Below are 25221 nucleotides of genomic sequence, written 5' to 3' on the forward strand. Positions count from 1 at the left end.
GCTTAATAAGAAGAAACTGGATCATTCGCTAGAATAGTAGACAATGATTTATAAGGCATGTTGTGTGTTTTGGCAACACTTTCGTATGTTACAAATCCATCATGTGTATTAACACCTTTGGCGAATGCCTCGTTTGTTTCTACCGCATTCTTTAATCCCTTGTTAGCGAGTAAAACACCATACTGACTAGTATTGTTCGTCAACGATAATGTTGATGTTCTCGCTACGGCACCAGGCATGTTTGCTACTGCATAATGCAAAACGCCATGTTTCAGATAAATCGGGTCATCATGTGTTGTAATACGGTCAATTGTTTCAATCGATCCGCCTTGGTCAACTGCAACATCAACAATGACAGATCCTTTGGACATTTGTTTTACCATATCTTCAGAAACTAATTGTGGAGCTTTGGCACCCGGTATCAGTACTGCGCCAATTAATAGATCTGCATGCTTGACTGCCTCTTGAATGTTTAGTGGATTTGACATTAAGGTTGTGATCGTTCCACCAAACATATCATCCAATTCACGGAGACGATTTGCACTGATATCAACAATTGTCACATTAGCTCTTAGACCAATTGCCATTTTCGCTGCATTTGTTCCAACTGCGCCCCCACCAATGATGACAACGTTAGCAGGTTTAACTCCTGGTACACCGCCAAGCAGAATACCCTTTCCGCCCTTAGACTTTTCAAGAAACTGTGCCCCAATTTGTACCGACATCCGCCCAGCGACCTCACTCATTGGAGCTAAAAGTGGTAAAGAACCATTACTATTCTGTATTGTTTCATAGGCGATAGCAGTTACCTTTTTCTCAACAAGTTGCTTGGTTAGACTTTCCTCAGCAGCTAAGTGTAGGTACGTAAATAGAATTAGGCCTTCCCTTAAATATGAATATTCTTCTGGTTGCGGCTCTTTGACCTTCATCACCATCTCTGCAGCCCAAGCCTCGCCCGCTGTAGCTACAATTTCAGCACCTGTTGCCTTATATTCTTCATCCAGGAAACCGCTTTCATAACCTGACATACTTTCCACCAACACACGATGTCCTGCATGTACAAAGGCCGTAACACCAGATGGAGTAAGTGCAACTCGATTTTCATTGTTCTTAACTTCACGTGGAACCCCAATAATCATAAAACCACCCCGTTCCTTCTAAGAATAACCAGCACAACATTTATATGATAGGTCGTGACGTCCGTACCAGTTGTAGTAGGTTTAAATATAGTATAAGCCAGAACGGTACCAATTTTCAATGTTTTTATTCAATTCAAACATTTAAAAATCTAATAGGTGTTATTACAAAACAGAATAAATGAGTAAAACATTCAAACTACCCAAACTTTCTCGATAAATTAATTTTAAAAGAGTATAAATCACCCCGATAAAATGCCTCTTCAAATTCAACAATAGTATCAGTTTGATCTTTTATAATACGCTCTGCAATTAGAACATTTGTATCATCTGGAATATCCAGATACCCCTTATCCTCCTCCAATAAATGCCCACTTGAAATCGTTTGATCAGCTTCTGCAAACTGTATACCCAGTTCGTTTTCCACTAAATCGTAAAGTGTAGCATTGTCTAAATCATATTTAATTAATTCTTCCCCTATTTCGATTGGATAATAATGTCGTTCCACGCCAATCGGAATATCATCTGCATAACGCACTCTTTTTATAAAGTAGGCTTCCGAAAACCCGGTTCGCTCCTGAATATAAGTCGATGGTGTAGTTTTGTAATGCGTGATTAGTTTTGCTCCGGGCTTCATTTTCATGTTACGGATGGTTTCCGTCGTACTACTTAAATTCCCGAGCCAATCATGAATTGGTTTTAACGAAATAAATGTACCTTTTCCATGCCTTTTTTCAAGAATCCCTTCTCGTACTAAAAGATTGATAGCTTCACGCACAGTACTGCGGCTGATGTTATATTCCTCCATTAACTGTCTTTCACTCGTAATTTGATCAGAAAGAATTCCTTCTGCTACTTGTTTTTCAATGATATTTTTTAATTGAATATGTAATGGCATCCAACTAGTTTGATCAAGTTTCATTTCGGATTCCCCCTTTTCTTATTGTTTATTACAGGATAGCAAAAATCGATGGAATGTAAAGATGGGGCATGTTTTTTCAACGTGGCTCGGGATAGTATGATTTTGGTCACAGTTGGATCAACTTAAGCTATACTCATAATATTTTGGTATCTTTATAAAGTAGTGAACATTTTATTCGACCGCGGTAGATCAATAAAAACTTCCAAAAGGGCTTTGAGTAAATGGCTAGTACTTTCTCAATGGGAATCCCACCCGTTATATAGTACGACCTTGGCTTGGTCTCTCTGATAGGAACCTAAAACAAGCTGCTAGATTAGTAGCAATAATTCCCGCACTAACTCTAACAGCCTTGATAACTTCAACACATTATTCAAACAAAGTGCTAAAAAATGAGAATATAGTAAGGGCCAGGATAAAAGGCTAAGACGTCACAAGTGTTTGTTGTCCATACACAGGCTTACCATTAATAAATGTAGCATTTATCGATATATCCTTAATTTCCATTGGGTTAACCGTTGTAGGGTCTGTTTCTAGCACTGTGAAATCTGCTTGTTTTCCCACCTCGATACTTCCTGAGCAATCTTCATCAAAATTTAGTTTTGCTCCGTAAATTGTCATAGATTTAAGAGCGGTTTCCACGTCAATACACTGCTCAGCACCCAGAATACGACCTTCTCTTGTTATGCGATTAACAGCAGCCCACACAGAAAATAATGGTGAAATCGGTGTAACAGGACAGTCGGAATGTAAGGTAAACAATAAATTGTGTTGAACAGCTTCAGCTAGCGGACTAATGCGTCTAGCCCGTTCCGGCCCCAAAAATATGCGTTCATGTCTGTCTCCCCAATAGTAAACATGATTAATAAAAAAGGAGCCGGCCACACCTAGTTTCTCCATTCTTGTCAAGTCCTCTGGAATAGCGGTTTGAACATGTTCAATTCGATGTCGATGATTAATACGCGGACTTTTTTCCAAGGCATAGTTGTATGCATCCAGTATGGATCCTATGGCGCGATCACCATTTCCATGGGTCGTTATGCGAAACCCTCGTTTATGCAAATCCAAAACCTCATTTTGAAATGATTCCTGTTCGTGAATTAAACCTCCATAAACGTCTGAGTTATTATAATATGGTTCCCTTAAAGCTCCAGTTAAACCTTGAATGGATCCATCCTGGAACATCTTGGCGCTATCCAGTTTAGCAAGTCCATTCGATCGTTCCCTTATTTCCTTGTCTAACATAGCGGGGGAATATCCACTGAAAATCTCGCCATTCCGCAATAGATGATGCATAATCATTAACTGCGTACGCATTGGGTTTATTTTTTTCTCGGCTGCTTTGAGATGGACTTCCAATTCTTCTGGACCCGAAAACATACCTACCGCAGCATCTGTGTTGGTAGTAATACCTTGTGCTACATATTCTTTAGCTGCTTCGCCTAATGCTTGAATCATTTCCCCTACTGTTTGCTTGGGGAGTTGATCGAGTACCGATCGCATAGCGGCTGGTTCATATATAACGCCGTTAAGATGCCCCTTGTTATCTCTACCAAAATGCCCGCCTTGAGGGTCAGAAACATCATCATCAAGCCCAGCATAACGTAATGCAAGGGAGTTGACTGTTAACAAATGCCCCGAGATGTGTCTAATAACAACGGGATTGTTGGGTGATACCTGATCTAGATCACTCCGTGTCGGATGGCGTTTTTCGTACAATAGGGTGTCGTCGTATCCATACCCCTGTACCCACTCCCCATCCGGGACTTCTTTTGCTTTTAAACCGATAGACTCTATGATGTCTACGATTGTTTGATTTGGAGGTGTGCTACAATTTACTTGATTACGCATTTGGGCATACATTAATATATGATTGTGTGTATCAATAAATCCTGGTAACAATGTAGCACCTTGCAAATCGACTACATTTGTTTGTTCTGTAACAGAAATGACATCCTTTGGTGGTTCAGGTGTTTTCCAGATACCTGTTATCTTGCCATTTGAAACAGCTACAGAACCCCCACGACTGTTTTTACTATCCAATGTCAATACATTAGCATTTTTCAGTAACAGGTCAACCTTAATCATAACAAAACCCCTTTTCATCGATTGATTTTACAACAGCGTATTTAAGTCTATTCATCCGTTTTATCTATTTGGCCCTCCGTTAGAATTTGAGCAGGATCTTTAACCTTTTTCATGGCATAATAATAATTTATAACCTCTTCATCTGGTGAATGTTCTGTAAATAAGCTCACTATTACAAGTAGAATGAAAGATACAGCAAGACCTGGTATAATCTCATGTAGACCGAATGGATTTCCTACAAAGTTCCAAACCAAAGCGGCAATCAACGACCCTATGATACTTACAATAACGCCTAATTTAGTAGCCCTTTTCCAGAACATTGCGGCCATCACCGGCATTACCATGGTTACCGCTGAAAGTGACAGTGCATAAGTGTATATGACAATGATGTCTTTTATAAGCAAAGCTACTCCTAACCCTAATAATGCCATGCCGGCAACTGACAGTCGCGAGACATTTAATACTTGCTTGTCACTTGCGTTCGGTGCTATCCACCCCTGATAGATGTCCTTTGAAATATTAGTCGCTCCACTCAGCAAAAATGATGTGGCTCCTGTTAATACAGCCGCAAAAAGTGAAACCATAAACAACCCACCAATAGCAGGATGAAATACCGCTGTCAAAAATTCAGTATAAACTAGATCGGGATCCGTCCCCATCGGTAATACTTGGCGTGCAATAATCCCAATACCAACCGCGAAAAAACCAACCAAACCTGTAATAATATATCCAGTAGTAACTGCCCTCACGGCAATCTTTTCAGTCTTCGCTGCAGCGATTCTTTGCCACGTGGTTTGCCAGACCAAATAAAAAGGTCCGAAAATTATCATATAGTTAATCATTTCTGTCGAACCTATTCCAAAAAAGTTAAGTAAATCTTTCGGTGTATTGTCTATGACTACATCCATTCCGCCAACATAATTGAGTCCTACGATAAACATAATTACAAGCCCCACAAGAATTAAAACTGCTTGTACAGCATCGGTCCAAGCAACACTTGACAATCCACCCATCAAGGTGAATGCTACACATACAATAAATCCGAGCAGCATTGCCCAAATAAAGGATATATCAATAATTGTAGTTAGAACCGAACCCATTGCAACAATCTGCATACCAAATGTCGGAGTCATATAAAGGATGCCGATAACCAGGGCGGGTATGAGACCTGCAGCTTTACCGAACCGACGTACAAACAGGTGGGGAATCGTATATAATTTAAGTTTACGTATCGTTGCACCTAAGACTAAAGTTAACAATACAGAAAAAACAATTACCGGAGAAGTTGCAATAACCCATGACATACCCATTGTAAAACCTTTACCCGAGGCGCCAATTACGGCAGCAGCCCCTAATGCAGTTGCAATAATACTTCCGCAAATGGGGAAAAACCCTAAGGAAAAATTCGCCATTACGAAGTCGTCGGCTGTCTTTATTTTTTGTGAGTAGTACAGTCCGACTCCCAATAATGAGAATATAAATACTACTAACCAAACAATGTACCAGACCATAATTCGCACTCCCATCTCTTTGTGGAAATATACTAACCTTCATCTATTAATGATGATTGATAGCAGTTGTCCAGTTGAAAAAAAGATAACGAAACGACATCATCTTCCTATATGAAATGCCTTATTAAATGGTGCTCTCAAATCCCCCTTTCCCAGAAGAGTTTTTACACTTTTTAACTTTATATGGTGTTTCATTAAACATCACCTATTAATCGTAAGAATTGCTAATTCAAAAGTGATAGATCTCCATTTCATACTTTTTATTAAATCAGTTTGCTAGGTAGTAGTCTATGGTATTTTGAGTATTTATAACAATCAAAAAGGTTAATCACCTTTATTATAAGTCTCAATGAATGTTCCTTTCATTACGGAAAAATGACAAAACCTACACTTAAGATTAGGTTCCATAGGCTTTTCAGCAAAATGACCTTATATAAGCGCTTCTTCCAATGACTCAGATTTGGGTGCCTGTGTTAAGATAGTATTCGGGAAGCGCAATACAATTACATAAATATACAATGTGGGTCGGGCATTCTTGATGCGGAAAATTTTATACGAAAGCTAAGGGCGAAGGAAAATGCACTGTTTCCCCTCGCTTATTTCTTTTTTTCTGATGTTAGGTAGATCTATAGAATATCTCCAGAACAGGCCACACTGCTGTGTAAAAGCAACGCCCGCGGAAAGGAGCTTTCTGGTGCCTTTCAACTTTTCGGACACACCCTGTTCTACCCTACTCCACATAAGTTCTCGTTGAATATTCAATGCCTTCCTCGCTTACGAATTTCCTAGGTGCCACTTTATTCAAGGTAAACGTGAACCCATGCGGTAAATCCTCTTTTCTCCAATTCCTTTTTAAATGCAGCCAGTGCCCGCGACAGATTCATTTTCACCTTCCCTTCTGAACAATGTAAGAATTAACCTAACTTCATCTTAATACCCCCCTTATATATGGAGAACTTTTTGCGTTTTATATCCATTTCATTACACCCCTTCTACTGAATCCAATTTAGCAGACCTAATTTCCGTGGAAAAATGCAAAAATTGAATGTACTTCAACCTTCATTTTCTGCAAGTCACCTCCAGATTGTCGCCAGTCACTGGAATGGCGAAGACAGCAAGGTCCATCCGACGTACACTTTGGATACAAAGAACTTTCAGACGGAGGGATTGCAATGAACATTATCGACGTTAACAACCTTACAAAAGCTTACGGAACAAACGCTGTTTTAAAAGGAATAGATTTTCAAGCACAGGAAGGAGAAATAATTGGGGTCATCGGGAAAAATGGCGCAGGAAAATCAACGTTTCTTGAAATACTTATGACGATAAAGCAATACGATACAGGGACTGTTTTCGTTTTCGATGAAGATCTTAACTCGCTCCCTATGAATCGGTTGGAGAAAATCCGGAGACAAATTTCCGTCGTCCTGCAACCTACACAATTTTATCAGACACTAAAGGTAGAAGAGTTACTTCGATTATTTAAAGCCTATTACAAATCACCAATAGACATCAAAACAATCATCACCGATTTCAAATTGCAACCATATCGCAAAAAATACTTCGATAAACTTTCTGGTGGTTGGAAGCAAATCGTAAGTTTGGCGATCGCCTTTTTATCACAACCGAAACTTCTTATCCTAGACGAACCGACAACTGGCCTCGATCCGCATATGCGCAATATACTTTGGACGTACATTACGGATTACAATGAAAAAACAGGCGGTACTGTCATTCTGACGACACATAATATGGATGAAATTGAACTGTACTGCGACAAAGTGCTGCTTATAAATAATGGTGTGAATGAAATCTTCGATTCAACGGAAGGCATTTTGGCATCTGGCTATACATCCATCAATGCATTTTATCTTGAGAAAGTATCCATTTAAGGGGGAGAAAATATGTTAGCAACACAGTTAAAATACGACTTACTTATGTTTTCAAGGGAATTGTTTTACCTAGTTTTCACGATTATCGTACCACCAGTGACGTACATTTTCATGGGGCAATTGTTCGGGGATCAGACTTACGCGGGTAATTTAAGTTATGCACAAACGTATACGCCTTCGTATATTTTACTTATCACATTCACCACTGTATTTTTCGCGTTTGGATTCGACCAAGTGACACATCGTACTACGGGTGTCGAGAAGAGGATCAAACTTTCACCTGTTTCCAAAAACACACTACTGCTTTCAAGTATTATCCGCTCAGTCATCATAACAAGTTTCGGTTACATGTTCGTTTATGCGATTGGCATGGTTATGTATGATTTGCAGTTTCATGTACTGAACTTTATGATTTCCTATGGTTTTTTCATCCTGCTTAATGCAGTCCTGCTTGTCATCGCTTCTGCTATCTACTCATTTTTCAATGAGATGAAAAGTGCATTGGTGTTCTCTATTGTCATTTTTCAAGTCGTTATCTTTACAGGCGGTTTTGCATTCCCTATTAGTATGATGCCGAAATTCATACAAGTCATTGCCAACTTCAATCCACTTTTTCATATGAACAATTTGTTCATTTTCGTTTGGAACGACCAGCTTGTATTTGATAAGAGCATATTCATTTCCATTGGTTATATTTCTTGTTTAGTGATTGCAGCATTCCTCATTCTTCATTTTTCAAATAAAAGACGCATTTAATAAACTACTTGCAGACAATGTTAGCCTAAACGTTTAAACTTATTGTCGAGAGGGGTGTCTTGAAGTGAAAGTATCGCTAACCATTGATGATGATTACCTAGAAACAAAGGTGACGATTGAAAGCCCGGAATTGGACGATTCTGTACAAGGAATCCTTGATTTCATCAAAGGACAGGATACAGAGTTCCTTGTCGGAAAAGACGACGATATGCAACATATTTTAAAGCCGGTGGATATCCACTACTTTCATACAGAAAAAGATGGCGTTGTCGCCGTGACTGCTTCCGGTTCATTTAAGCTAAAAGAGAAGTTATACGAACTTGAGGGAATTCTTCCCTCGAATAAATTCATCCGGCTTTCCAAATCCGTAATCGCTAATCTGCATGAAATGAGTCGCTTTGAAGCATCATTTAACGGGACACTTTGTGTGTATTTCAAATCGGGCGCAAAGGAATATGTCTCCCGCACATACGTCAATTCGATTAAGGAATCTTTGAAAATGAACAGGAGGAAAAGTGAATGAAAACCTTATTATATAGAAGTTTCATCGGTATTTTCTTTGGTGCATTTATCGCCGTAATCCTGACAAATTCCGTCGTACTATTTAGCGGTAGAGAAATGCTGGACGGACAGCTATTCCTGAAAAACTCCCTCGGATCCATCTTCTGCGGCTGGTTTTTCACAGTCACACCACTCTTTTTTGAAAATGTGAATTTGCGGTTATCCCAACAGACCGCGTTGCACTTCTTTACAGTGGTGATCCTTTATTTCATTTTAGCGTTCGGAATCGGATGGGTTCCGTTTACAGTGAAAAGTTTTTTACTTACATTAGGATTATTCATTGTTTCCTATTCTGTGTTTTGGACTTCTTTCTACTTTTATTTCAAAAAGCAGGCGGAGAGGTTGAATGCAGAACTTCAAGGGCTTTGAAATGTGTCCCTGCATAATAAACAATCATGATTGTTTAAACTTTCACGATAGTTTCCTTCCTGGTACCCTCCACTAAAATAGAAGTTTATTAAAAAAGCGTATTGGCTCCCCAATACGCTTTAACGGGCTATATTCTTTTTTCCATTCGTAGAATCCAGCTCGACAATAGCGGAAAATACGACTTTATATTCGAATGTATTTTAATCGCTACTTCTTCGTTATATGTGTGTACAGTTAGATTCCTGTCGTTTACCATTTGCAGTGCAAGAATGGTTTCATTATCCTCAAATATATTTGTTTCTCGGCAACTTCTAATGACGCCTTTTGGTGAACCAATATCTATTCCTTCTATCTCATACAAATACTGTTTAGCAGCTTTCCAGCATGCCTCAAATGTAAATTCAAACCGTTGAATTGATGCATCTCGTTCCACATCGTTTGGTTGGTCAATAACAACAAGTTGCTGCAAGGATGCTAATGCTTTTTTTGCAGATGTTATTCGTTCTTGGAGTCTATCCATATTACTCCCTCCCTTTTCACATTTTGAATTAAGGCAGAGCTTGCATTTTCTAAATTCACTATATCTACATTGTATGGAATGATTGACTCCTCAATATTTTCATGTAACTCAAGCCACTTCGAAGGGGGAAGTTGACTACAGGATTCCACTGCAATATCGATATCTGAGCTTTGTTTCTCCTCATTTCGTGCCCATGAACCGAATAAGTATACTTTTACATCTAAATCGGAAAGCGTTGTATTTATAATACTTCTTAACTCGCTCAAAATCTGCTCACGTAACTCTGTATGAGTAGTCATTCTTTTCCCTCCCCTTTCATTTATCATATCATAGCATTCCTTTAGAACAGTCAGAACGCAGTTAAAAGTCAGAAATCCATTGCACTATATACCTAGCACCGAAAAGAAACGACCCTAATAAGCAATTGAAAAAAAGTGAAGTTGAGTCTTCTTTTTTTGGGAAGCACATCCTCTTTTTTTTTCGGAGAAACGCAAATATAACAGTATTGAACTTATTGTTCATATTGGATTCTACAAACTCTAGTGGCTATCGTTCACGGGTTCCTACTAGTGTTGCATGTATCCGTATAACTATGCAACACAAACAACGTAGTCAGTAAAGACTTAGGCTAGTCAATCAAATATTTTAATACTTTGTGTATGAAAGTGTTCAGTAGATACACTACAGTTGCATGAGTATTCAAGGAATGACTTTCTTACTGAACTAACTTAGTTTGTATATACATTCTGAGCCCATCCACATGATCAATTTCGCGCTTTGGCAAAATATAGGCACTCACCGAGCTATTGTATAAATAGAAATAGCTGTCGTCTTCTTTGAATCTGGTTATCCCAGACCAAGACACTTTTGTTTCTTTATGCGAAGACGTATCGACTAATCCTTCTTCCGTTATTTTCAGGTGATGATTGCCCAATAACCCGTCATTCTTCCCTTCTTTTATCATTTTCTTCGTATTACGGGCAATAAGGCTGTAAAAATACTTCGGATAAAAAAGAATCCATAGAATGCTCATGACTAAAAAAGTGATAAACAGCGGAAGAAAAGGAATACCACTCATTATGGAGTAGATATAGGCAATGACGATAAAAAATAGGGGCGATAAAAACCTTTGCAATTTCAAAGCCCGATTCCCCGTCTTCGAATTTTTGACGTGGTACAAATTAAAATTTATATAATCTTCTTCCGTTAAATTATAGTATACTTCCATTTCAATCACCCCTTTACAATTCATCTTTGATATTGATGTTACGCCTTCTATCTTAAACAGTTATTTTTTTAAAAAAATACTTTTCATTTCATCCCATCGCATCCTTGGCTTCATTTTATTATACCCTTTTATGTTTTCTAGACTTAATTTTGTATGGCAGGCTGGCTACAGGTATTTTCTTCGTACGAAGGAATAAGTGAAAATAAGTAATCCAGTGATTATCCCCAATCCCATGATCACTAAGGAAACAAATCCGTATGCCATTCCAGCCCAACGACCAATGAAGAAAATACTAATAACCAAAAGCGTAATGCCGAGTTGAAAGATAAGATACGGAACAAAATATCGTTTATCCCGCATTAACGGGCAGTAAGACCCCCAACTTCAAGTAGTCGAGAAAACAAGAAGAATAAGTGGGGGATCAACTGCCCGTAAAAGCCCGAATGGCTCAACTAACAATCAGTGGGGGATGAGGAACCCCCCCACTGATTGAAGTTTCGCTTTACGTTTCACATAAAAGGATCTAAAATAAGCCCATCCGAAAATACACAAAGCGATACTGCCAATCCAAATGACATACTCCAGCCCCATGTTAATTCCCCCTTTATAAGAATCGTCAAAATCACCTGTACAGTTACCTTAATTGGACATTCCGGTCCAATTATAATATAAAAATTGTAATTCCCTGTTGCATATGGAAAACACTTCATCAGATGTGCCTACATGTTCAAAATCATTTTTCAATAAGACCCTTTGGGATGCAATGTTATTGCTTGTTGTTTTTGCTTTAATTTGTTTAATTCTTCCTTCGTCTTTAACTTTTACTACTAATAGATTCAATGCTCTATTTGCAATTCCTTTTCCAGTATGTATTTGCCCCACTCGGTAACCAAGATGACCAATACCATGAATTTCATCAATATCTACTAAATTCATTCTACCGAGAATTAAGGAATTCTTATCCTTAATTAAATAGAAACGGGAACTTCCTTTGGCTTGTTCATTAAGTAAGGATTCATGTCTTCGTTGAAAAGTTTCAAAGTTATAGTATTCATCTCCTCTAGTAGGTACCATTTCTTCAAAAAAAGTTCTGTTGTTACGTTCAAAGGTAAACAATTCTTCAGCATCTGCACTATGCAATTTTTCGAGATAGATGTCCATAGCAATCTACCACCTCCTATTTTACAAAGTCGACTCGACAAAGACTTTAAATTTTTCTTCTTCTTCAACAAAAGGATTATGATTGCTCATTTCAAAAGTTGTCAGAGTCGCGTTGGGTATTAAATCCGCAATCTCAACACCAAATTTGTAGGGACACTGTGCATCATGTTTACCTGCGTAAATAAAGCTTGGAACGGTAACATGTGTTAAAGCTTCTCTTAAGTCATATGTTTTGCACTCAATTTTTCTGAAGTAGTCCAAACGGTCGCCCACTGTTTTTCCGCTGTTCGGAATTTCCAAAGCTTTTTCCAGTTGTTCTTCAGAATAATAGGACATCAAAGCCCATTCGCGCCCCAATTGACGACGTGTCTTCAAAGGTGTCGATGCATCATTCAGCCGATCCATAATATCAATAATACGATTGAAATTGGCATTCTCCGGACAATAAATACTGTCGGGATCAGCACCATATTCTGTGCCTGCAGCTGCCCCTCCCGCAACGATTTTCGCAAGTGAAGCTGGCGCTTGTATAGCATATGCAAGTGCTAGCATGCCGCCTGTAGAATGCCCCGCAAAACCCCACTTCTCAATGCCAAGCGCTAGACGAACGGCTTCCAAGTCTTTTACGGATTCGGTCATACTATATTGAGATTCTTCTTCAGCCCCAACAGAATTCCCACAACCGCGCAAGTTAATTAAATATACGTGATGAGCTTCTGTAAAAGGATTTGCAAATGTATTTCCACGATCATCATAAGCACTATACAAATGTGTGACGCACAGCGGCTCCCCTTTACCCTTTTCAAACAGTTCGAATTTCCCTCTACTTGTGTCAATCAATTTTTTCTGCCACATGCATTTGTCCCCCAGTTATTTTTGCAAAATAAAAACATTTCCCGTACGGATACCTGCATAATCAAAGTATACCTTTTTGAACATACTAAAGAAACTGTATAAACGATTAACAAGGTTTGGTAGAATACATATAACTTCTGCTTTCGAGTATTCTGCCATCCGCTAGACGCATCCTAATCATATTTAGGTAATAAGAGCAACGTTCTAAGGAGAAAGCAGTAAGTTGAGGAAATTGGGTAGTAAGGCTACCGAACACTGAAACTTATCACATAGAAAGAACTAAACTGAGATTGCCAAAAACAGATCCTCGAAGACAATATACAACTAAGATAGGAACATTTCATTTGTTGAAGTTTTTCAACTATCGCGAATTAATGAGGAGAATGATGTATTGAATAGTAAATTCACTTTTGCTCTTTTAGTCATTATTACGACGAGTCTGATGGGATCTTCCTTTGCCGTCGGTAAGTTCGGTTTATCATATATTTCACCGCTGCTGTTAGTTGGTTTGCGTTTTACCCTTGCTGGCATTTTGATGATGACTTTTGTCTTGTTATTTAAAAGATCACATCCTAATAGGGTATCAGATTGGGCTCGCATTTTATTGATAGGGTTCTTCCAGACGGCCGGGGTAATGGGTTCCATCTTTTTAAGTTTGCGCACGATATCCGCTGGAGAATCAGCTATTTTAACATTTATGAATCCTCTACTTGTCGTCATTTTCGGCACCCTCACAATGGGTATCAACTACCGTTTAATTCAGTGGGGAGGAGTTTTTCTTGGATTTATAGGGGTATTTGTTACTATTGGCGGTCAGCTACAATTGGAAATTGGCACTCTTTTAGGATTCGCCAGTGCAATATCTTGGGCTATTGCCACGCTATTGATAAAAAAGTGGGGACAACAATTTGATACCTGGGTATTGACAGCTTATCAAATGTTATTTGGGGGATTGCTTTTACTATTGGGAAGTGCACTGTTGGAGAATGCACGGCTGGTTATCAACCCGACATCAGTATTCATTATTTTATGGCTTGCCATCCCGGCTTCCATCATCCAATTTTCCATCTGGTTTTTTCTGTTGCAGAAAGGGCATCCCGGGAAAGTGAGTGCGTTCCTGTTTCTCGCACCATTCTTTGGCGTCATTTCCGGCTGGTTGTTGCTCGATGAAAAAATTGGATTGTCACTTCTTATAGGAGGAGCCATGATATTTGTGGGAATCTTCCTTGTGAACTGGCCTGATAAAGTGAAACTCAATCAGTTTTAAAAAAAGGTCCTCACGATTAGGTACCCGCGTACGGATTTATTCGGAAAATACACTACAATTACATGAACCGTGCCTATGGATTTAGACCTTACCCACCAATATCAGTAACGCCTAGCGATTTAACTCCCTCTGTTTTAAATAGCAAGTCATAGGGCAAATTAACTTCATATAGCAAGCATCAATCGTAACTTCAACAGAAGGTATTTCATAAAACTTTAAGTATTCGTCACCACTCATTTTTTTCATTTAGCTCCGAGGTATTTAATCCATTGAAACAGCCAACTAGAAATAGATGACTGATGACGACTAGGAACTTTTACGATAACCCTTATTAGCCAAATGCCAATGAAATATATTGTAGAAAAGCGAGATGTTTTGTAAGTGCAATCAAAATTAAAAACTTCACTTGTGATTCCCGTCCTTCTAATAACCTTCATCGGATTTGGTCTACTTGCTTTCCTGGTCAGTGGAAACCAAATTGTTCAATTCGACAAGGTGATCATCTCTTTTATTCAAGGCTTAGAGTCTGAACCTTTGACAACAACAATGAATTTTTTCTCTTTTATAGGGTCGGGTTCGTCAATTAAAGTATTAGGACTGATTACAGTGATTTGCCTTTTCTTCTTATTAAAACATCGATCGGATCTCATATTATTTATTGTAGTTTTAATTGGTTCTCACTATGTTTTTCGAACGTTAAAACAACTATTTCATAGGGCTCGTCCGGATTTACATCGTCTTATTGAAATTGGAGGATACAGTTTTCCAAGTGGACATGCGACAAATGCCATAACTTTCTATGGCATACTTTCATTCCTTCTATGGCGTCACATTCCCACTTATTGGGGCCGCACGTTCTTAGTCATTTTTAGTACAATTATGATTCTAATGATTGGAATTAGCCGTATTTATTTAGGCGTTCATTATCCTAGTGATGTAATTGCAGGCTATTTTGCGGGAACTTTTTGGCTGTTTATCGCAATTTGGTGTTATCAATTCATTAAGGAAAAGGTTTACGAGCGAACAAACAGAATATAGCGCATGCTTAAGCTGTCTTTTATCCTGGAAATGTAGGTGGATCGTGTTGTCAACAGTACCGGTCACCCACGTTTTCTAACTACTTAAAGGTTCACCTTTGCATGAATGACAGACACCGTACAAACGGTAAAAACGACCCCATCCGAAGATAAAGCCGTTCATTCCCCTATAACATCGTCATAAAAGCGTATAGACAAGTACCCCTACTACTACTAGGAAGATCACGATAATCATCCACTTCAGACGTTTCTCTACCACTTTACGATTCGAATAATTACCGCCTACTCCGCGTACAGGAGACATTCTAACCGCACGTTCTGCCGGTAAAATGGTCCCTATAATGCCGATAATGATTGGAATGAAACCCGTAGCGAGGATAAATCCTAGTTCTTCTACTGGCATTTGGCGATACAATCCCCACATGATTCCGAACGCTAACGCAAGCCCAATAATTGCAGCAAATAGCCCGCTGAACATGCCTTCTATTAAAATAAGCAAACGTACATGGCGGTCTTTCCACCCAACGGCCTTTAAGAGTGCGATCTCCCCTTGTCGTTCAGCAATATTTTGCCACATAATTTCGGCCGTTGTTAAAATGGCTATGTTTAAGGCGACAGCCATCGCTGTATAATGAACAGGTCCAACTTCCAATGCTACATACTGTCCGAGCCACGTGGTATACATAATTCCTTGTAGACGAACGGTAACGTAGAGAAATAAGGCCAGTAAACTCGTTGGTAAAGCAATGGCAACAATTGATAGCAAGCTCCTTTTCCACTTTCCAGTGAAATGATTAAACGCCATCGACAATAACCCTCTCGTTCGCACCATGCGTCCACTCGCTTTGGAAATCTCACCTGTTTGCATGGCTTCATACGGCGAAATCTGACGCACTAGCAATCCGGGGATGACCGCTCCAAGTACATAGACGACAAATCCAAATAACCCGGTCAATAAAAATCGTATCGGTAAAACAGTCGCCCCTTCCGTTATCGAGACAAACCCTAACATCATCCATGAAATAAGCGCTACAAAAGCTCCAAGTATGGCAGACTCCATGAATAACAATTTACTCAATTGGGTAGGACGCCAGCCAACAGCTAACAACACCGCAAACTCCTTTCTTCTCGCTAATAAAGATACAAGACTCGATGCCCACACGTAAATCACGGCAACAGCCATCGTGCTAATAATCAAGCCAGAAAAACCAATTTTTGCTTCTCTAAATAGCGTAATGGATGAGCCAATGCTTACCCACGGTTGCTGAAACCAGCCCAATTCTTCTGTATCATTGATAGCTGGGACATGGACAAGCGTTGGTTGGGGGGAAGAACCTAGTGTAATATCGGTCAGTAAACCTGTTTGCTCTTCAATCTCCCGGGCAACCTTTTCCACAATTTGTTGGCTGTCATCCGACAAATCAGCAACGCCCGCAACTCTTATGCGAATGGCAGATATCGGCTTATCCCCCATAATACGTTCCGCTGCCTCAATCGTTGTCAACATACTCGGTGGCGTCGATAAAAAATCCATCGCAAAACCCGCAGGCTTTAACACTTTAGGTGGATTAATCGGATTATCACTTGCATCCACGACCAATTCAGCCGATGCCGGTCTATACGTTTCCATCGGTAATTCATTGGTCGGATCCTTTGAAATCGCTAATTGATTCGCATCATAAAAGCCAATCCACTCGGGTTGGACACGTGGATACCCACCACCATTACTAAAACCATACGAATTATATACACGAAAACTTTTATCTTGCGGAAAATCTGGGATTTCAAAGGTTTGTAATTCATAGGCATAAGGCCATCTTTCAGAAAAAGGACTCAACACATCCTCATATTGTAACGGACTTGGACGGGAAGAAAGATGTGCAAAACGATCATACAGGTAATCCTCCAAAAAAGGTTCTCCTGTTCCCGTATCACTACCGGAAATACTATTCACCATTCGAGAATAGATTTCTTGATCTGTATAAGTATAGTTTTGCTGATCCACCGCTTCGAGTGTATCCAAATAGGTCTGCCCACCATTGTCTTCTAACATCTTCAAGGTTTCACTAGCTACTTCTCCATCAAAAGGAAGGTCCAATCGTTCAATTGTATAGTTGATGGCTATGTCGGTAAATGATTGATTGTTAATGATGACAGGGATATGTGACATATTTAGATCTGTTTCTTCATCTAAAACCTCATTCATACTCACATCTTCACCGGTGAAATATCGACCGGGTCCATTATCAACAATCGCCTGATCGAGCCCTACCAGCTTGGCTTCCTGTTCTGGATCTATACCAGCCAGTAACATTTCTCTAGAGGTGATTAAGTGATGATCTGGGTATCCAAAAGGAGTTCTCAGGAAATAGTCAGGTCCTTGCTCTTGGAATTTTTTGACTATCATATCATAATTCCCAACGGCAAAGTAATGGCTTGCGGCTGTGCTTTCTTTACTAATTCCATCATTTGAAACTTCCTCGGTCGTCATCCGATAGATTCCTTCTGGTAAGTCTAATTGAGTAAGCTTAGTCGTATAAAGAACAGGACTTATCATCGCGATGGGGGCTGCTACTTCGACATCTCGGATTGTTTTGATTTGTTCATATTGTGCTCGACTAATGCCACCGTCCAACCCACTTAAATAATTGGGGTCTAGTAGTCCCTTCTCTTCTGTCACACTTCGACTACCCGCAGGGCGCACAACAATATCATAGGAGGAAGACCATCTTTGTTGTAATTCATCTACAATTGTTCCTTTATTGGCATCGGAAATACCGACTAAATACGTCAATCCGATACTAATAATCAGCGCACCGACAATGAGCAAAATCAGTCTTTCTTTCCTCCGCCACCAATTCTGCCAAATAAAGCGAATCATATTGTTTCCCCTCGTTCATCCGAGATAACGAGTCCGTCTTTCATCGTAATCACCCTGTCTGCTTTGGCGGCAAGCAACGGATCATGCGTCACAAACAAAATTCCGCATCCCTCTTGTTTGTTGAGACTTTGCAACAGTTCAAAAATTAGCTGCCCTGTTTCAGTGTCTAAATTTCCCGTCGGCTCATCCGCCAGCAGCCAACTCGGTTTATGTACAATCGCGCGTGCAATGGCAACTCTTTGCTGCTGTCCACCTGATAACTGAGAAGGAAGGGAATTCATTTTATCGAGTAAGCCCACTTGTTCTAGCACTTCTTTAGCACGCTGCTCCTTTTTATAGGCAACTTTCCGTGCAAATAAAGGCGAAAGGATATTTTCGAGCGCCGTTAACGTAGGCAACAAGTGAAACTGTTGAAAAATAAAACCGATTTCTTCAAAGCGAAAGTCAGCTATTCTATTTTTACTTCTCTTGAACACGTCTTCTCCATCATAGTGCAGCTTGCCAGCCGTTGGATGATCGAGCGTTCCGAGCAAGCTAAGCAACGTCGATTTTCCCGAACCCGAAGGCCCAATAATCGCCGTAAATTCACCTTTTGCAAACGTTAGATTGATATTTTGCACAGCCTTCGTCGTCACACCATCGCCTAGATAGCTTTTTTCTAGTTCTTTACATGTAATTGTGGTTACCATGGAATCCCCCTTTTCATCTGTGTTATGTATATTTTAAGAACTATAAATTAACTATCTATAAGAAAACCTCTGAACTACTAATATAGTCAGAGGTTTTTATGAGACAACATTTATTCACTGGTATTTACTCGTGCTTGGCAAGTACCTTCACAATAAAGTGAAACTTCAATCAGAGGGGGTTTTTCCCATCCCCCTCTGATTGTTAGTTGAACCATTCGGGCTTTTACGGGCAGTTGATCCCCCACTTATTCTTCTTGTTTCCTCGAAGACTTGAAGTGGCGGTCTTACTGCCCGTTAATGCGGGATAAACTGTCCCAGAGTATTGTGCTACAGTTCTATTCTAATTACTACTCAGATAAATCAGAAATCCAATAGTTTCCGACTTATGAATTCTCCTCCGTTAATGGGCTTTACTTCAGCATTTTTTTCCCGCTTTCCTTCGGTTCAATTGCCAGTGAAGGCAACAAAGAAGAACCTATAAATAATTGCGAAATCCCCGGCGCTTAGCATTTTGATTTATCTATTGGATATTCACTTCATAAAAGTTCTTATACATTTCCTCTAGATTCTTTTTACTTATATTGACTGATTTGATTTGTACTCCATTCTTTATCAACCACTCAAGATATTTCTCTACTTCATATGTCGGATCAGTAAGTATACGATTTTCTATAACTTGGAATGGCAAATGACTATCCGTCATCAGTTGTTCTACTGTTTTTTCATAATGACCTGAAACTTCAATTTGATAGGGATCATTCACATCGAGTAGAATTTCGTTTTTGAACAACTGACCGTCTTTAATGAACCAGATGGTATTCGTTAAATCCTCCAGTATATCCAAATTATGTGTTGATATGAGGATGCCAATTCCCTGGGCATGTAAGGTCCGAATTAATTGCTTTAATTCGATTATACTCGTTGGATCTAATCCATTAAAGGGTTCATCCATTAAGATGACAAGTGGTTTTGTCAGTATACTTAATGCGATTAATAGGTGTTGTCTCATCCCGTACGAGTAGGATTTAACAGCCTGGTTGACATACGTTCGAATGCCAATTAAGTCAATGACTTCATCGATTTCACTTTTTTCTAAATCATAAATGTTCGCTACAAATGATATATGGTCATATCCTGTTAATTGTGTATATAAGTAGTTATCGCTAGGTAAAAAAGATACGTATTTAAAAAATTCGGGGTTCCTATTTGAAATGTTTTGAACTGTAACTAAGCCACTTTTCAGATCCTCCAATGCGAGCATGGAACGCATTAAGGTGGATTTTCCTGCTCCATTTGGTCCGACCAGACCGATTAAATCGCCTTCATTGATTTCAAATGAAATATCCCGTAAGACACTTTTATTCCCATAGTTCTTGTTAAGCTGATTGACTTTTAATACTGACATGATTACACCCTCTTCCTTCCTGATAGTAACCCCATGAAGAATAGCAGGAATCCACTGACAAGTAGAATGATACATCCATTAATGAAGTTCACTTTTGACGAGTTCGCAGCAATCGACTTCCAACCATCTACAATGTTCCATGTATCAAAGTAAACAAAAGGATTCAAAAACATATTATTCACCGAAATATACTGGTTTGCTAAAAAATAGCCTGCAAACCCTACCAGTAATGTAACGATAACTGTGGCATAGTGATTTTTCAACCATCTGCCGATCAAGCTGAATAGGCTATTTAGAAAGAAGATTTGAGCCATGATGAGCGCTCCACACTTCAGAATAAGCACTAGCAAACTTTCAAAGAAGAAATAAGCATTTTCTACACCCGAGTAGAAAAGGTCATCCTTAGTATTCTCTGCAGCATAAACCAAGATCGGATATTGGGGCTCTCCAAAACCACCAATGAGTAAACTGAGAAGGAATACGGTGCCCCCACTGAGTAGGAGTAAACCATAAGCGATCATTCCATTATACGCCCATTTACTTACATAAATTGACCTAAGAGAAATCGGTTTCGTCGTCAGAAAGTTCATCGATGAATTTGGTCGTTGTTCTTCGGAGATACTCGTCCATAATAGAAGAACGAAAACTCCTAATACGAGCAACATCATATTCCAATTAAAATATTTATAAACGGAGAACAAACCACTCTTGCCGTATTTCGTATTTCGTTCTTGGGATGCCTTTAATAAATTGTAATGCTCATTATCAATTGCAGTACTTGGAACATTATAATTGGAAATCCACTGATTCCCAATTGGCCATGGTGTAATATCTTTCTCATCCATAATACGTTGCTGTTCTGCCGTAGCTAAGTCTGTTACATTCCATCGTGAAGGGGGTAAATCATCACTTGAATGTAATGTATTCATTGCTTCCCGAAACTTTCCAGGAAAATGTCGTGAACCAACCTCTTTCTTTAATCCCTCTAACGCGGTATAGCCTTGTTCCAAGTTCTCAATCCTAACAGTATAAGGATTCTCTACAGGAATGAACTCTGTCATTTCCTCATCTGACTCTTCTTGACTAGTGGACAACATAATTTCAGTTTCAATATCAAACTCAAGTTCAACCACTTTCCAATGTCGTAATTGTTCAATGATGATATTTTGTAGGTCTTCAATCACTTTCAAAGACGTCTTAGGGAGATTTTGATATTGCTGATTCACAAATGTATACGTACCGCCAATAATGCCAAATAACAAGATGAGCGTGAAAAGCACATGACTTTTGCGCTTCTTTTTTACATGCTCAAATTGAAGCAACTTCCACTTACTTTTAGGGTGATACTGTTTTCTAGTTGAATTTAAAACAGGAGCTTTAAACGCCGACCCTTTCGAATTGAATACCGGATAGGAAGCCGCTAAAAAAATGATGAGTACGATGAACATCCATAACTGATAGATCATAAAACGATGCGTAGGTAATAGATGCGTTTCGTATGAGACAATTAAATGGATAGGGTTTACCATATAAAAACCGAATTGAGTTGAAATGATATAGCCGATCACGAGCGGTATAGCAACCATTGATAATAGAACGCCAAAAGAAATTCTCTGTTTGAATAAACAAATTGAAAGCACTAATAGCAATGAAACAAAAATACCCCAACCGATCGGAAGGAAGAGTAACCATTTCCATACGGGTACCATCATCGTTTCTGATTGAACTGCCATTTCAATTGGATAATGGATTGTATTCAAATTTCCGGTCACCAATGTAGGCAACAATGAAAAGAAACTTGCTATGAATATGTAAACGAGTACTAACAGTAAAAATGGAATCAAATAGCCATAGTAGATTGCCGTATTCGATAGAGAGTTCACTTTAAAGAAATCAAATGTCCGATTCTCCCTATCAGATAAATATTTATAACTAAAAATGAGTAAAAATAAAAAAGCTGTAATCGGACTAAAAAATAGTTGAAACAACTGCTTAGTAAACAGCGCCGTCTTATAAGGAGTTTGTTGTTCTGTGTAAGATAAGTTGTGTTTAGCTAACGTTTCTACTTTTTGTTGTTCAATATTTAAAATATCTTTATTATTATACGGAATGGAAATATATTCTTCATACGCTTCATATTCTTTTATATACTCTATATTTTCGAAAGAAATGTCTAAAACACCTTCATCCAACTTACTTGAAATCTGTTTTAAATATTCTTCCTGTGATAGCAAACTATCTAATCCTTGTTGTGCATCTTCGGAAAGACCGATATTCCTCTTCTTATTTAATATTTTACTAATTAAAAGGTTAACGGTTTCTTTTCGATCATTGAAAGTGTCCTGTAACTCTTTTTGAGTCGTTCCTGTTTGAGTGCTATTGATCATCATCATTGACGCAATAAGAAGAATTATAGCAAGTGGTGCCAAAAGAATGTATTTATTTTTTATAATCCCCTTCACGACAAAGTCAATAACTTCCTTCATCGGTTCCCCCCCATTTTTTTAACCATATTAAAATCCCCTTTAAGTAGAGCTACCTACAATATTGTTGTTTTTATAACAATATCTACTTAAAGGGGTAATAATAGTGATAGTTCATAATTCTATGAGTTAATTATTTTTTAGTATAAACGGGTCTACATAAGGACCCGCTTTCAGATTCCCTGTAAAAAGAACAGTCCTTCCATCACCATCCGCAAATCCTCTATTATAGAGATACCCCGAGTAAGTCTTCCCATTTCTAGTTTCGGTGACCCACATAGATTGTCGTGTTGTATAAGGAACTATTCTTGAAACAAAAATTTGATCTGCTGCTTGAGTAATTAGTGGTACAGCGTTTTCAGAGGCTTGGACATTCGACACAGCTACTGATAGCCCTAAACTTAAAACAGCGATAAAACTCAAACCGATCATTTTAAATTTCTTCAAAAAGTTTCTCCTCCATCCCAGTGATTCTTAGTTTGTTAAAACAGTAAAATTATAAACCTATTACGAAGTATATCGGCAGATAGTAACAACAAATCAATCCTTTCATACCCTACCAGTTTTGCCCACCTCTATTTTTAGGAAATCAGTATAAAAAGGATACTCTGATTTAGCAGGTTTTGATTTCAGGTTTCTGCGCATAGAGTTATTCAGAAAATACACTGCAATTAAATAAGCATACAGTGAAGTTTGAAAGTTTTCATGTAATTCTACTCTTTACTGCATACCTTCAGAGTTGAGTGAATAATTAATCTCGACTTCTTACATAGGTACCCCAAAGTTATAGAATGCTGGTACTTGACACTATATCCCCTATCTCCTTAGAAGTATTTCCGGCCGGAACCTTCATACCTAATTATTATTCAGATAAGTCAGAAAGTCAACGGTTCACGACTTGGGAAATCGCACCCGGAAATCGGCATTATTTCAGCATTTTCTTTCCTACTTTCCCATTCACTTATAGTTATAGATTTTTTTCGTTTTTGTGGTACAGTCACAATATAAGTAAATCAATTTACCAATATATAGGGAGATGTGGGGTACAATGAAAATTGGACAACTGATTAAAGTGGAGCGGCAAAAGATTAATATAAGACAGGATGAACTAGCCCAAGGTATTTGTTCCCCCTCCTATTTAAGTAAAATTGAAAATGGTACTGCCATTCCTGGGGATGAGGTTCAACATATGCTTCTTCAAAGATTGAATATCTCGCCGTAAAGCGTATTTATACATTCGTCTCCCGAGCTGTTTACGCAGTTTAAGAAACGTTTCAAAGAAGTCATCGATCAGCGTGACAAACTTGCCGCGGATTTACTTTGCCAAGAAATCCATTCCTTCTTAGCAGAAAATCCACTGTATCCATATAAGGTTAGCCTGCTACTTATGGAAACCCGGTTGCTGTTAATGACGTCATTCGATGTTAAGAAGAACATTGCCATAGTAGTACCTATGCAAAGTGATATGTCACATACCCAGCTATTCCATCTATACATCATCCAAGGGATTATCGCATATACCGAAAACCGATTTTCCAATGCAGTGCACATCTTCACTAATGCATACGAGTTAGCGACGAAATATCGGATGGAAGACTGGGAAATGGCGGAACTACACTACGTTTCAAGCCTTGCAGCTTCGTCCGATTACCGGTATATTTTAGTTATTGATCATCTTCAAGAAGCTTTGAACTATTTTAACGCAAAAATGCTAGCTACACGTTCCATTGAATGTTTAATCATTCTTGGAAATGCTCAAAAGCATACCAGGAATTTGAAAAACGCCCTCATGTCTTTTGAAAACGCGAAGGAAATTATGACTACTAATGGTTTAGCTAACTATCTTGGAATGATTGAGCATAACCTCGGGGCTTGTTATTCACTTCTAAAGGATAATGAACGTGCGCTGCGTCATTTCAACCAAAGTCTCCTTGTGAAAGAAAATCCAAATGACCAAATTGTCACGATTTTATCGCTTGTGAAAGAGTATAAAAAAACAGGGGATAAAGAAAGCTCCAAAGCCTTAGTAAACAAAGGAATCTTTTTACTTAACCTGCTAACTGAGCAAAATAAAAATCCCTACAGCCATCATTTTGCAATCTATAAAGCGCTCTTGTATGATGAAAATGATCTTATCTCTACTTTTGAATCAGCCCTCCATTATTTTGAAGTTAAACAAAATTATTACCACTGTTTCGTTTACTGCAACGTCCTGGCTGATAAATTAACGGACAACAATCAGTTCAAATTAGCGACAACTTTTTATCAAAAGGCGTTTTACTATCATTTAAAACATCATAATGTACAACACTGGGAGGAATTAACATGAAGCGTTTTCTATTAGCTTTTGTATGCTTGTTAGGATTTTTCGTATCGAACGCTTTTTCAGTGCAAGATGTAGCGGTAGATGATTTACCGCCAATCACAATGCCTATTTCAACCGGCGATTTCATCTAATTTATT

At 38.7% G+C, this 25221-nt stretch carries 24 protein-coding genes; 9 read left to right on the forward strand and 15 right to left on the reverse strand.

Annotated elements, in window-relative coordinates; all coding sequences use genetic code 11:
• Positions 1–2: 2 nt before the first annotated feature.
• The 4 genes from ald to FILTAD_RS13660 all read right to left on the reverse strand — a co-directional run bounded on the left by ald (position 3) and on the right by FILTAD_RS13660 (position 5654).
• Positions 3–1139: an alanine dehydrogenase gene (gene ald / locus FILTAD_RS13645; RefSeq protein WP_124071526.1), complete on the reverse strand. Its 1137-nt coding sequence runs from the start codon at positions 1137–1139 to the stop codon at positions 3–5.
• Positions 1140–1335: 196 nt separating this feature from the next.
• Positions 1336–2058, reverse strand: coding sequence for a GntR family transcriptional regulator (locus tag FILTAD_RS13650; protein WP_124071527.1), 723 nt, complete (start codon positions 2056–2058; stop codon positions 1336–1338).
• A 420-nt stretch (positions 2059–2478) separates the two neighbouring features.
• Positions 2479–4143 carry an amidohydrolase gene (locus FILTAD_RS13655; protein ID WP_124071528.1) on the reverse strand — a complete coding sequence of 555 codons (1665 nt, stop codon included), beginning with the start codon at positions 4141–4143 and terminating at the stop codon, positions 2479–2481.
• Positions 4144–4190: 47 nt separating this feature from the next.
• Positions 4191–5654, reverse strand: coding sequence for a sodium:solute symporter family protein (locus FILTAD_RS13660; RefSeq protein ID WP_124071529.1), 1464 nt, complete (start codon positions 5652–5654; stop codon positions 4191–4193).
• A 1172-nt stretch (positions 5655–6826) separates the two neighbouring features.
• Here FILTAD_RS13660 and FILTAD_RS13665 point away from each other — a divergent pair.
• The 4 genes from FILTAD_RS13665 (at position 6827) to FILTAD_RS13680 (ending at position 9232) form a co-directional block, all read left to right on the forward strand.
• Positions 6827–7546, forward strand: a complete 720-nt coding sequence (locus tag FILTAD_RS13665) for an ABC transporter ATP-binding protein (RefSeq protein WP_124071530.1) — start codon at positions 6827–6829, stop codon at positions 7544–7546.
• Positions 7547–7558: 12 nt separating this feature from the next.
• Positions 7559–8302, forward strand: coding sequence for an ABC transporter permease (locus FILTAD_RS13670; protein ID WP_124071531.1), 744 nt, complete (start codon positions 7559–7561; stop codon positions 8300–8302).
• A gap of 64 nt (positions 8303–8366) precedes the next feature.
• Positions 8367–8825 (forward strand): LytTR family DNA-binding domain-containing protein, encoded by a 459-nt coding sequence (locus FILTAD_RS13675; protein ID WP_124071532.1) that lies wholly within the window; start codon positions 8367–8369, stop codon positions 8823–8825.
• Positions 8822–9232 (forward strand): DUF3021 domain-containing protein, encoded by a 411-nt coding sequence (locus FILTAD_RS13680; protein WP_124071533.1) that lies wholly within the window; start codon positions 8822–8824, stop codon positions 9230–9232. The genes FILTAD_RS13675 and FILTAD_RS13680 overlap by 4 nt, the downstream gene beginning before the upstream one ends.
• 127 nt (positions 9233–9359) lie before the next feature.
• On the opposite strand, the gene FILTAD_RS13685 is transcribed toward FILTAD_RS13680, so the two are convergent.
• The 6 genes from FILTAD_RS13685 to FILTAD_RS13710 all read right to left on the reverse strand — a co-directional run bounded on the left by FILTAD_RS13685 (position 9360) and on the right by FILTAD_RS13710 (position 12996).
• Complete coding sequence (locus FILTAD_RS13685; protein WP_124071534.1) at positions 9360–9752, reverse strand: HI0074 family nucleotidyltransferase substrate-binding subunit; 393 nt, start codon at positions 9750–9752, stop codon at positions 9360–9362.
• Positions 9728–10051 carry a nucleotidyltransferase family protein gene (locus tag FILTAD_RS13690; protein ID WP_160117614.1) on the reverse strand — a complete coding sequence of 108 codons (324 nt, stop codon included), beginning with the start codon at positions 10049–10051 and terminating at the stop codon, positions 9728–9730. The genes FILTAD_RS13685 and FILTAD_RS13690 overlap by 25 nt, the downstream gene beginning before the upstream one ends.
• A gap of 416 nt (positions 10052–10467) precedes the next feature.
• Complete coding sequence (locus FILTAD_RS13695) at positions 10468–10980, reverse strand: YcxB family protein (protein ID WP_124071536.1); 513 nt, start codon at positions 10978–10980, stop codon at positions 10468–10470.
• Between the two features lie 165 nt (positions 10981–11145).
• Positions 11146–11340: a YesK family protein gene (locus tag FILTAD_RS16300; protein WP_124071537.1), complete on the reverse strand. Its 195-nt coding sequence runs from the start codon at positions 11338–11340 to the stop codon at positions 11146–11148.
• 279 nt (positions 11341–11619) lie between these two features.
• Complete coding sequence (locus tag FILTAD_RS13705; RefSeq protein WP_124071538.1) at positions 11620–12141, reverse strand: GNAT family N-acetyltransferase; 522 nt, start codon at positions 12139–12141, stop codon at positions 11620–11622.
• 21 nt (positions 12142–12162) lie between these two features.
• Complete coding sequence (locus FILTAD_RS13710) at positions 12163–12996, reverse strand: alpha/beta fold hydrolase (protein WP_124071539.1); 834 nt, start codon at positions 12994–12996, stop codon at positions 12163–12165.
• 391 nt (positions 12997–13387) lie between these two features.
• Between FILTAD_RS13710 and FILTAD_RS13715 the strand changes: the two genes are divergently transcribed.
• Both FILTAD_RS13715 and FILTAD_RS13720 read left to right on the forward strand, forming a co-directional pair.
• Positions 13388–14263 carry a DMT family transporter gene (locus FILTAD_RS13715; RefSeq protein WP_282432590.1) on the forward strand — a complete coding sequence of 292 codons (876 nt, stop codon included), beginning with the start codon at positions 13388–13390 and terminating at the stop codon, positions 14261–14263.
• A gap of 381 nt (positions 14264–14644) precedes the next feature.
• Positions 14645–15301, forward strand: coding sequence for a phosphatase PAP2 family protein (locus FILTAD_RS13720; RefSeq protein WP_124071540.1), 657 nt, complete (start codon positions 14645–14647; stop codon positions 15299–15301).
• A 177-nt stretch (positions 15302–15478) separates the two neighbouring features.
• Here FILTAD_RS13720 and FILTAD_RS13725 read toward each other — a convergent pair whose 3' ends face one another.
• From FILTAD_RS13725 to FILTAD_RS13745, 5 genes are all read right to left on the reverse strand, one after another.
• Positions 15479–18181 carry an ABC transporter permease gene (locus FILTAD_RS13725; RefSeq protein WP_124071541.1) on the reverse strand — a complete coding sequence of 901 codons (2703 nt, stop codon included), beginning with the start codon at positions 18179–18181 and terminating at the stop codon, positions 15479–15481.
• Positions 18178–18870: an ABC transporter ATP-binding protein gene (locus FILTAD_RS13730; RefSeq protein ID WP_124071542.1), complete on the reverse strand. Its 693-nt coding sequence runs from the start codon at positions 18868–18870 to the stop codon at positions 18178–18180. The genes FILTAD_RS13725 and FILTAD_RS13730 overlap by 4 nt, the downstream gene beginning before the upstream one ends.
• Before the next feature lie 520 nt (positions 18871–19390).
• On the reverse strand, positions 19391–20275 hold the full coding sequence (locus FILTAD_RS13735) for an ABC transporter ATP-binding protein (RefSeq protein ID WP_160117615.1): 885 nt from the start codon (positions 20273–20275) through the stop codon (positions 19391–19393).
• 2 nt (positions 20276–20277) lie between these two features.
• Positions 20278–22761 carry a hypothetical protein gene (locus FILTAD_RS13740; RefSeq protein WP_124071544.1) on the reverse strand — a complete coding sequence of 828 codons (2484 nt, stop codon included), beginning with the start codon at positions 22759–22761 and terminating at the stop codon, positions 20278–20280.
• A gap of 126 nt (positions 22762–22887) precedes the next feature.
• Positions 22888–23205, reverse strand: coding sequence for a hypothetical protein (locus FILTAD_RS13745; RefSeq protein WP_124071545.1), 318 nt, complete (start codon positions 23203–23205; stop codon positions 22888–22890).
• 601 nt (positions 23206–23806) lie between these two features.
• Here FILTAD_RS13745 and FILTAD_RS13750 point away from each other — a divergent pair.
• From FILTAD_RS13750 to FILTAD_RS16220, 3 genes are all read left to right on the forward strand, one after another.
• Entirely contained in the window at positions 23807–23980 is a 174-nt protein-coding gene (locus FILTAD_RS13750) for a helix-turn-helix domain-containing protein (RefSeq protein WP_160117616.1), read from the forward strand.
• A gap of 186 nt (positions 23981–24166) precedes the next feature.
• A complete protein-coding gene (locus FILTAD_RS13755; RefSeq protein ID WP_124071547.1) occupies positions 24167–25087 on the forward strand; it encodes a tetratricopeptide repeat protein in 921 nt (306 codons plus the stop codon).
• The gene (locus tag FILTAD_RS16220) at positions 25084–25215 is read left to right on the forward strand and encodes a hypothetical protein (RefSeq protein ID WP_282432591.1); all 132 of its coding nucleotides are present in this window, start codon (positions 25084–25086) and stop codon (positions 25213–25215) included. Before FILTAD_RS13755 ends, FILTAD_RS16220 begins: the two co-directional genes overlap by 4 nt.
• Positions 25216–25221 lie beyond the last annotated feature (6 nt).

This window comes from Filibacter tadaridae (assembly GCF_900609045.1).
Taxonomy (GTDB): Bacteria; Bacillota; Bacilli; order Bacillales_A; family Planococcaceae; genus Sporosarcina; species Sporosarcina tadaridae.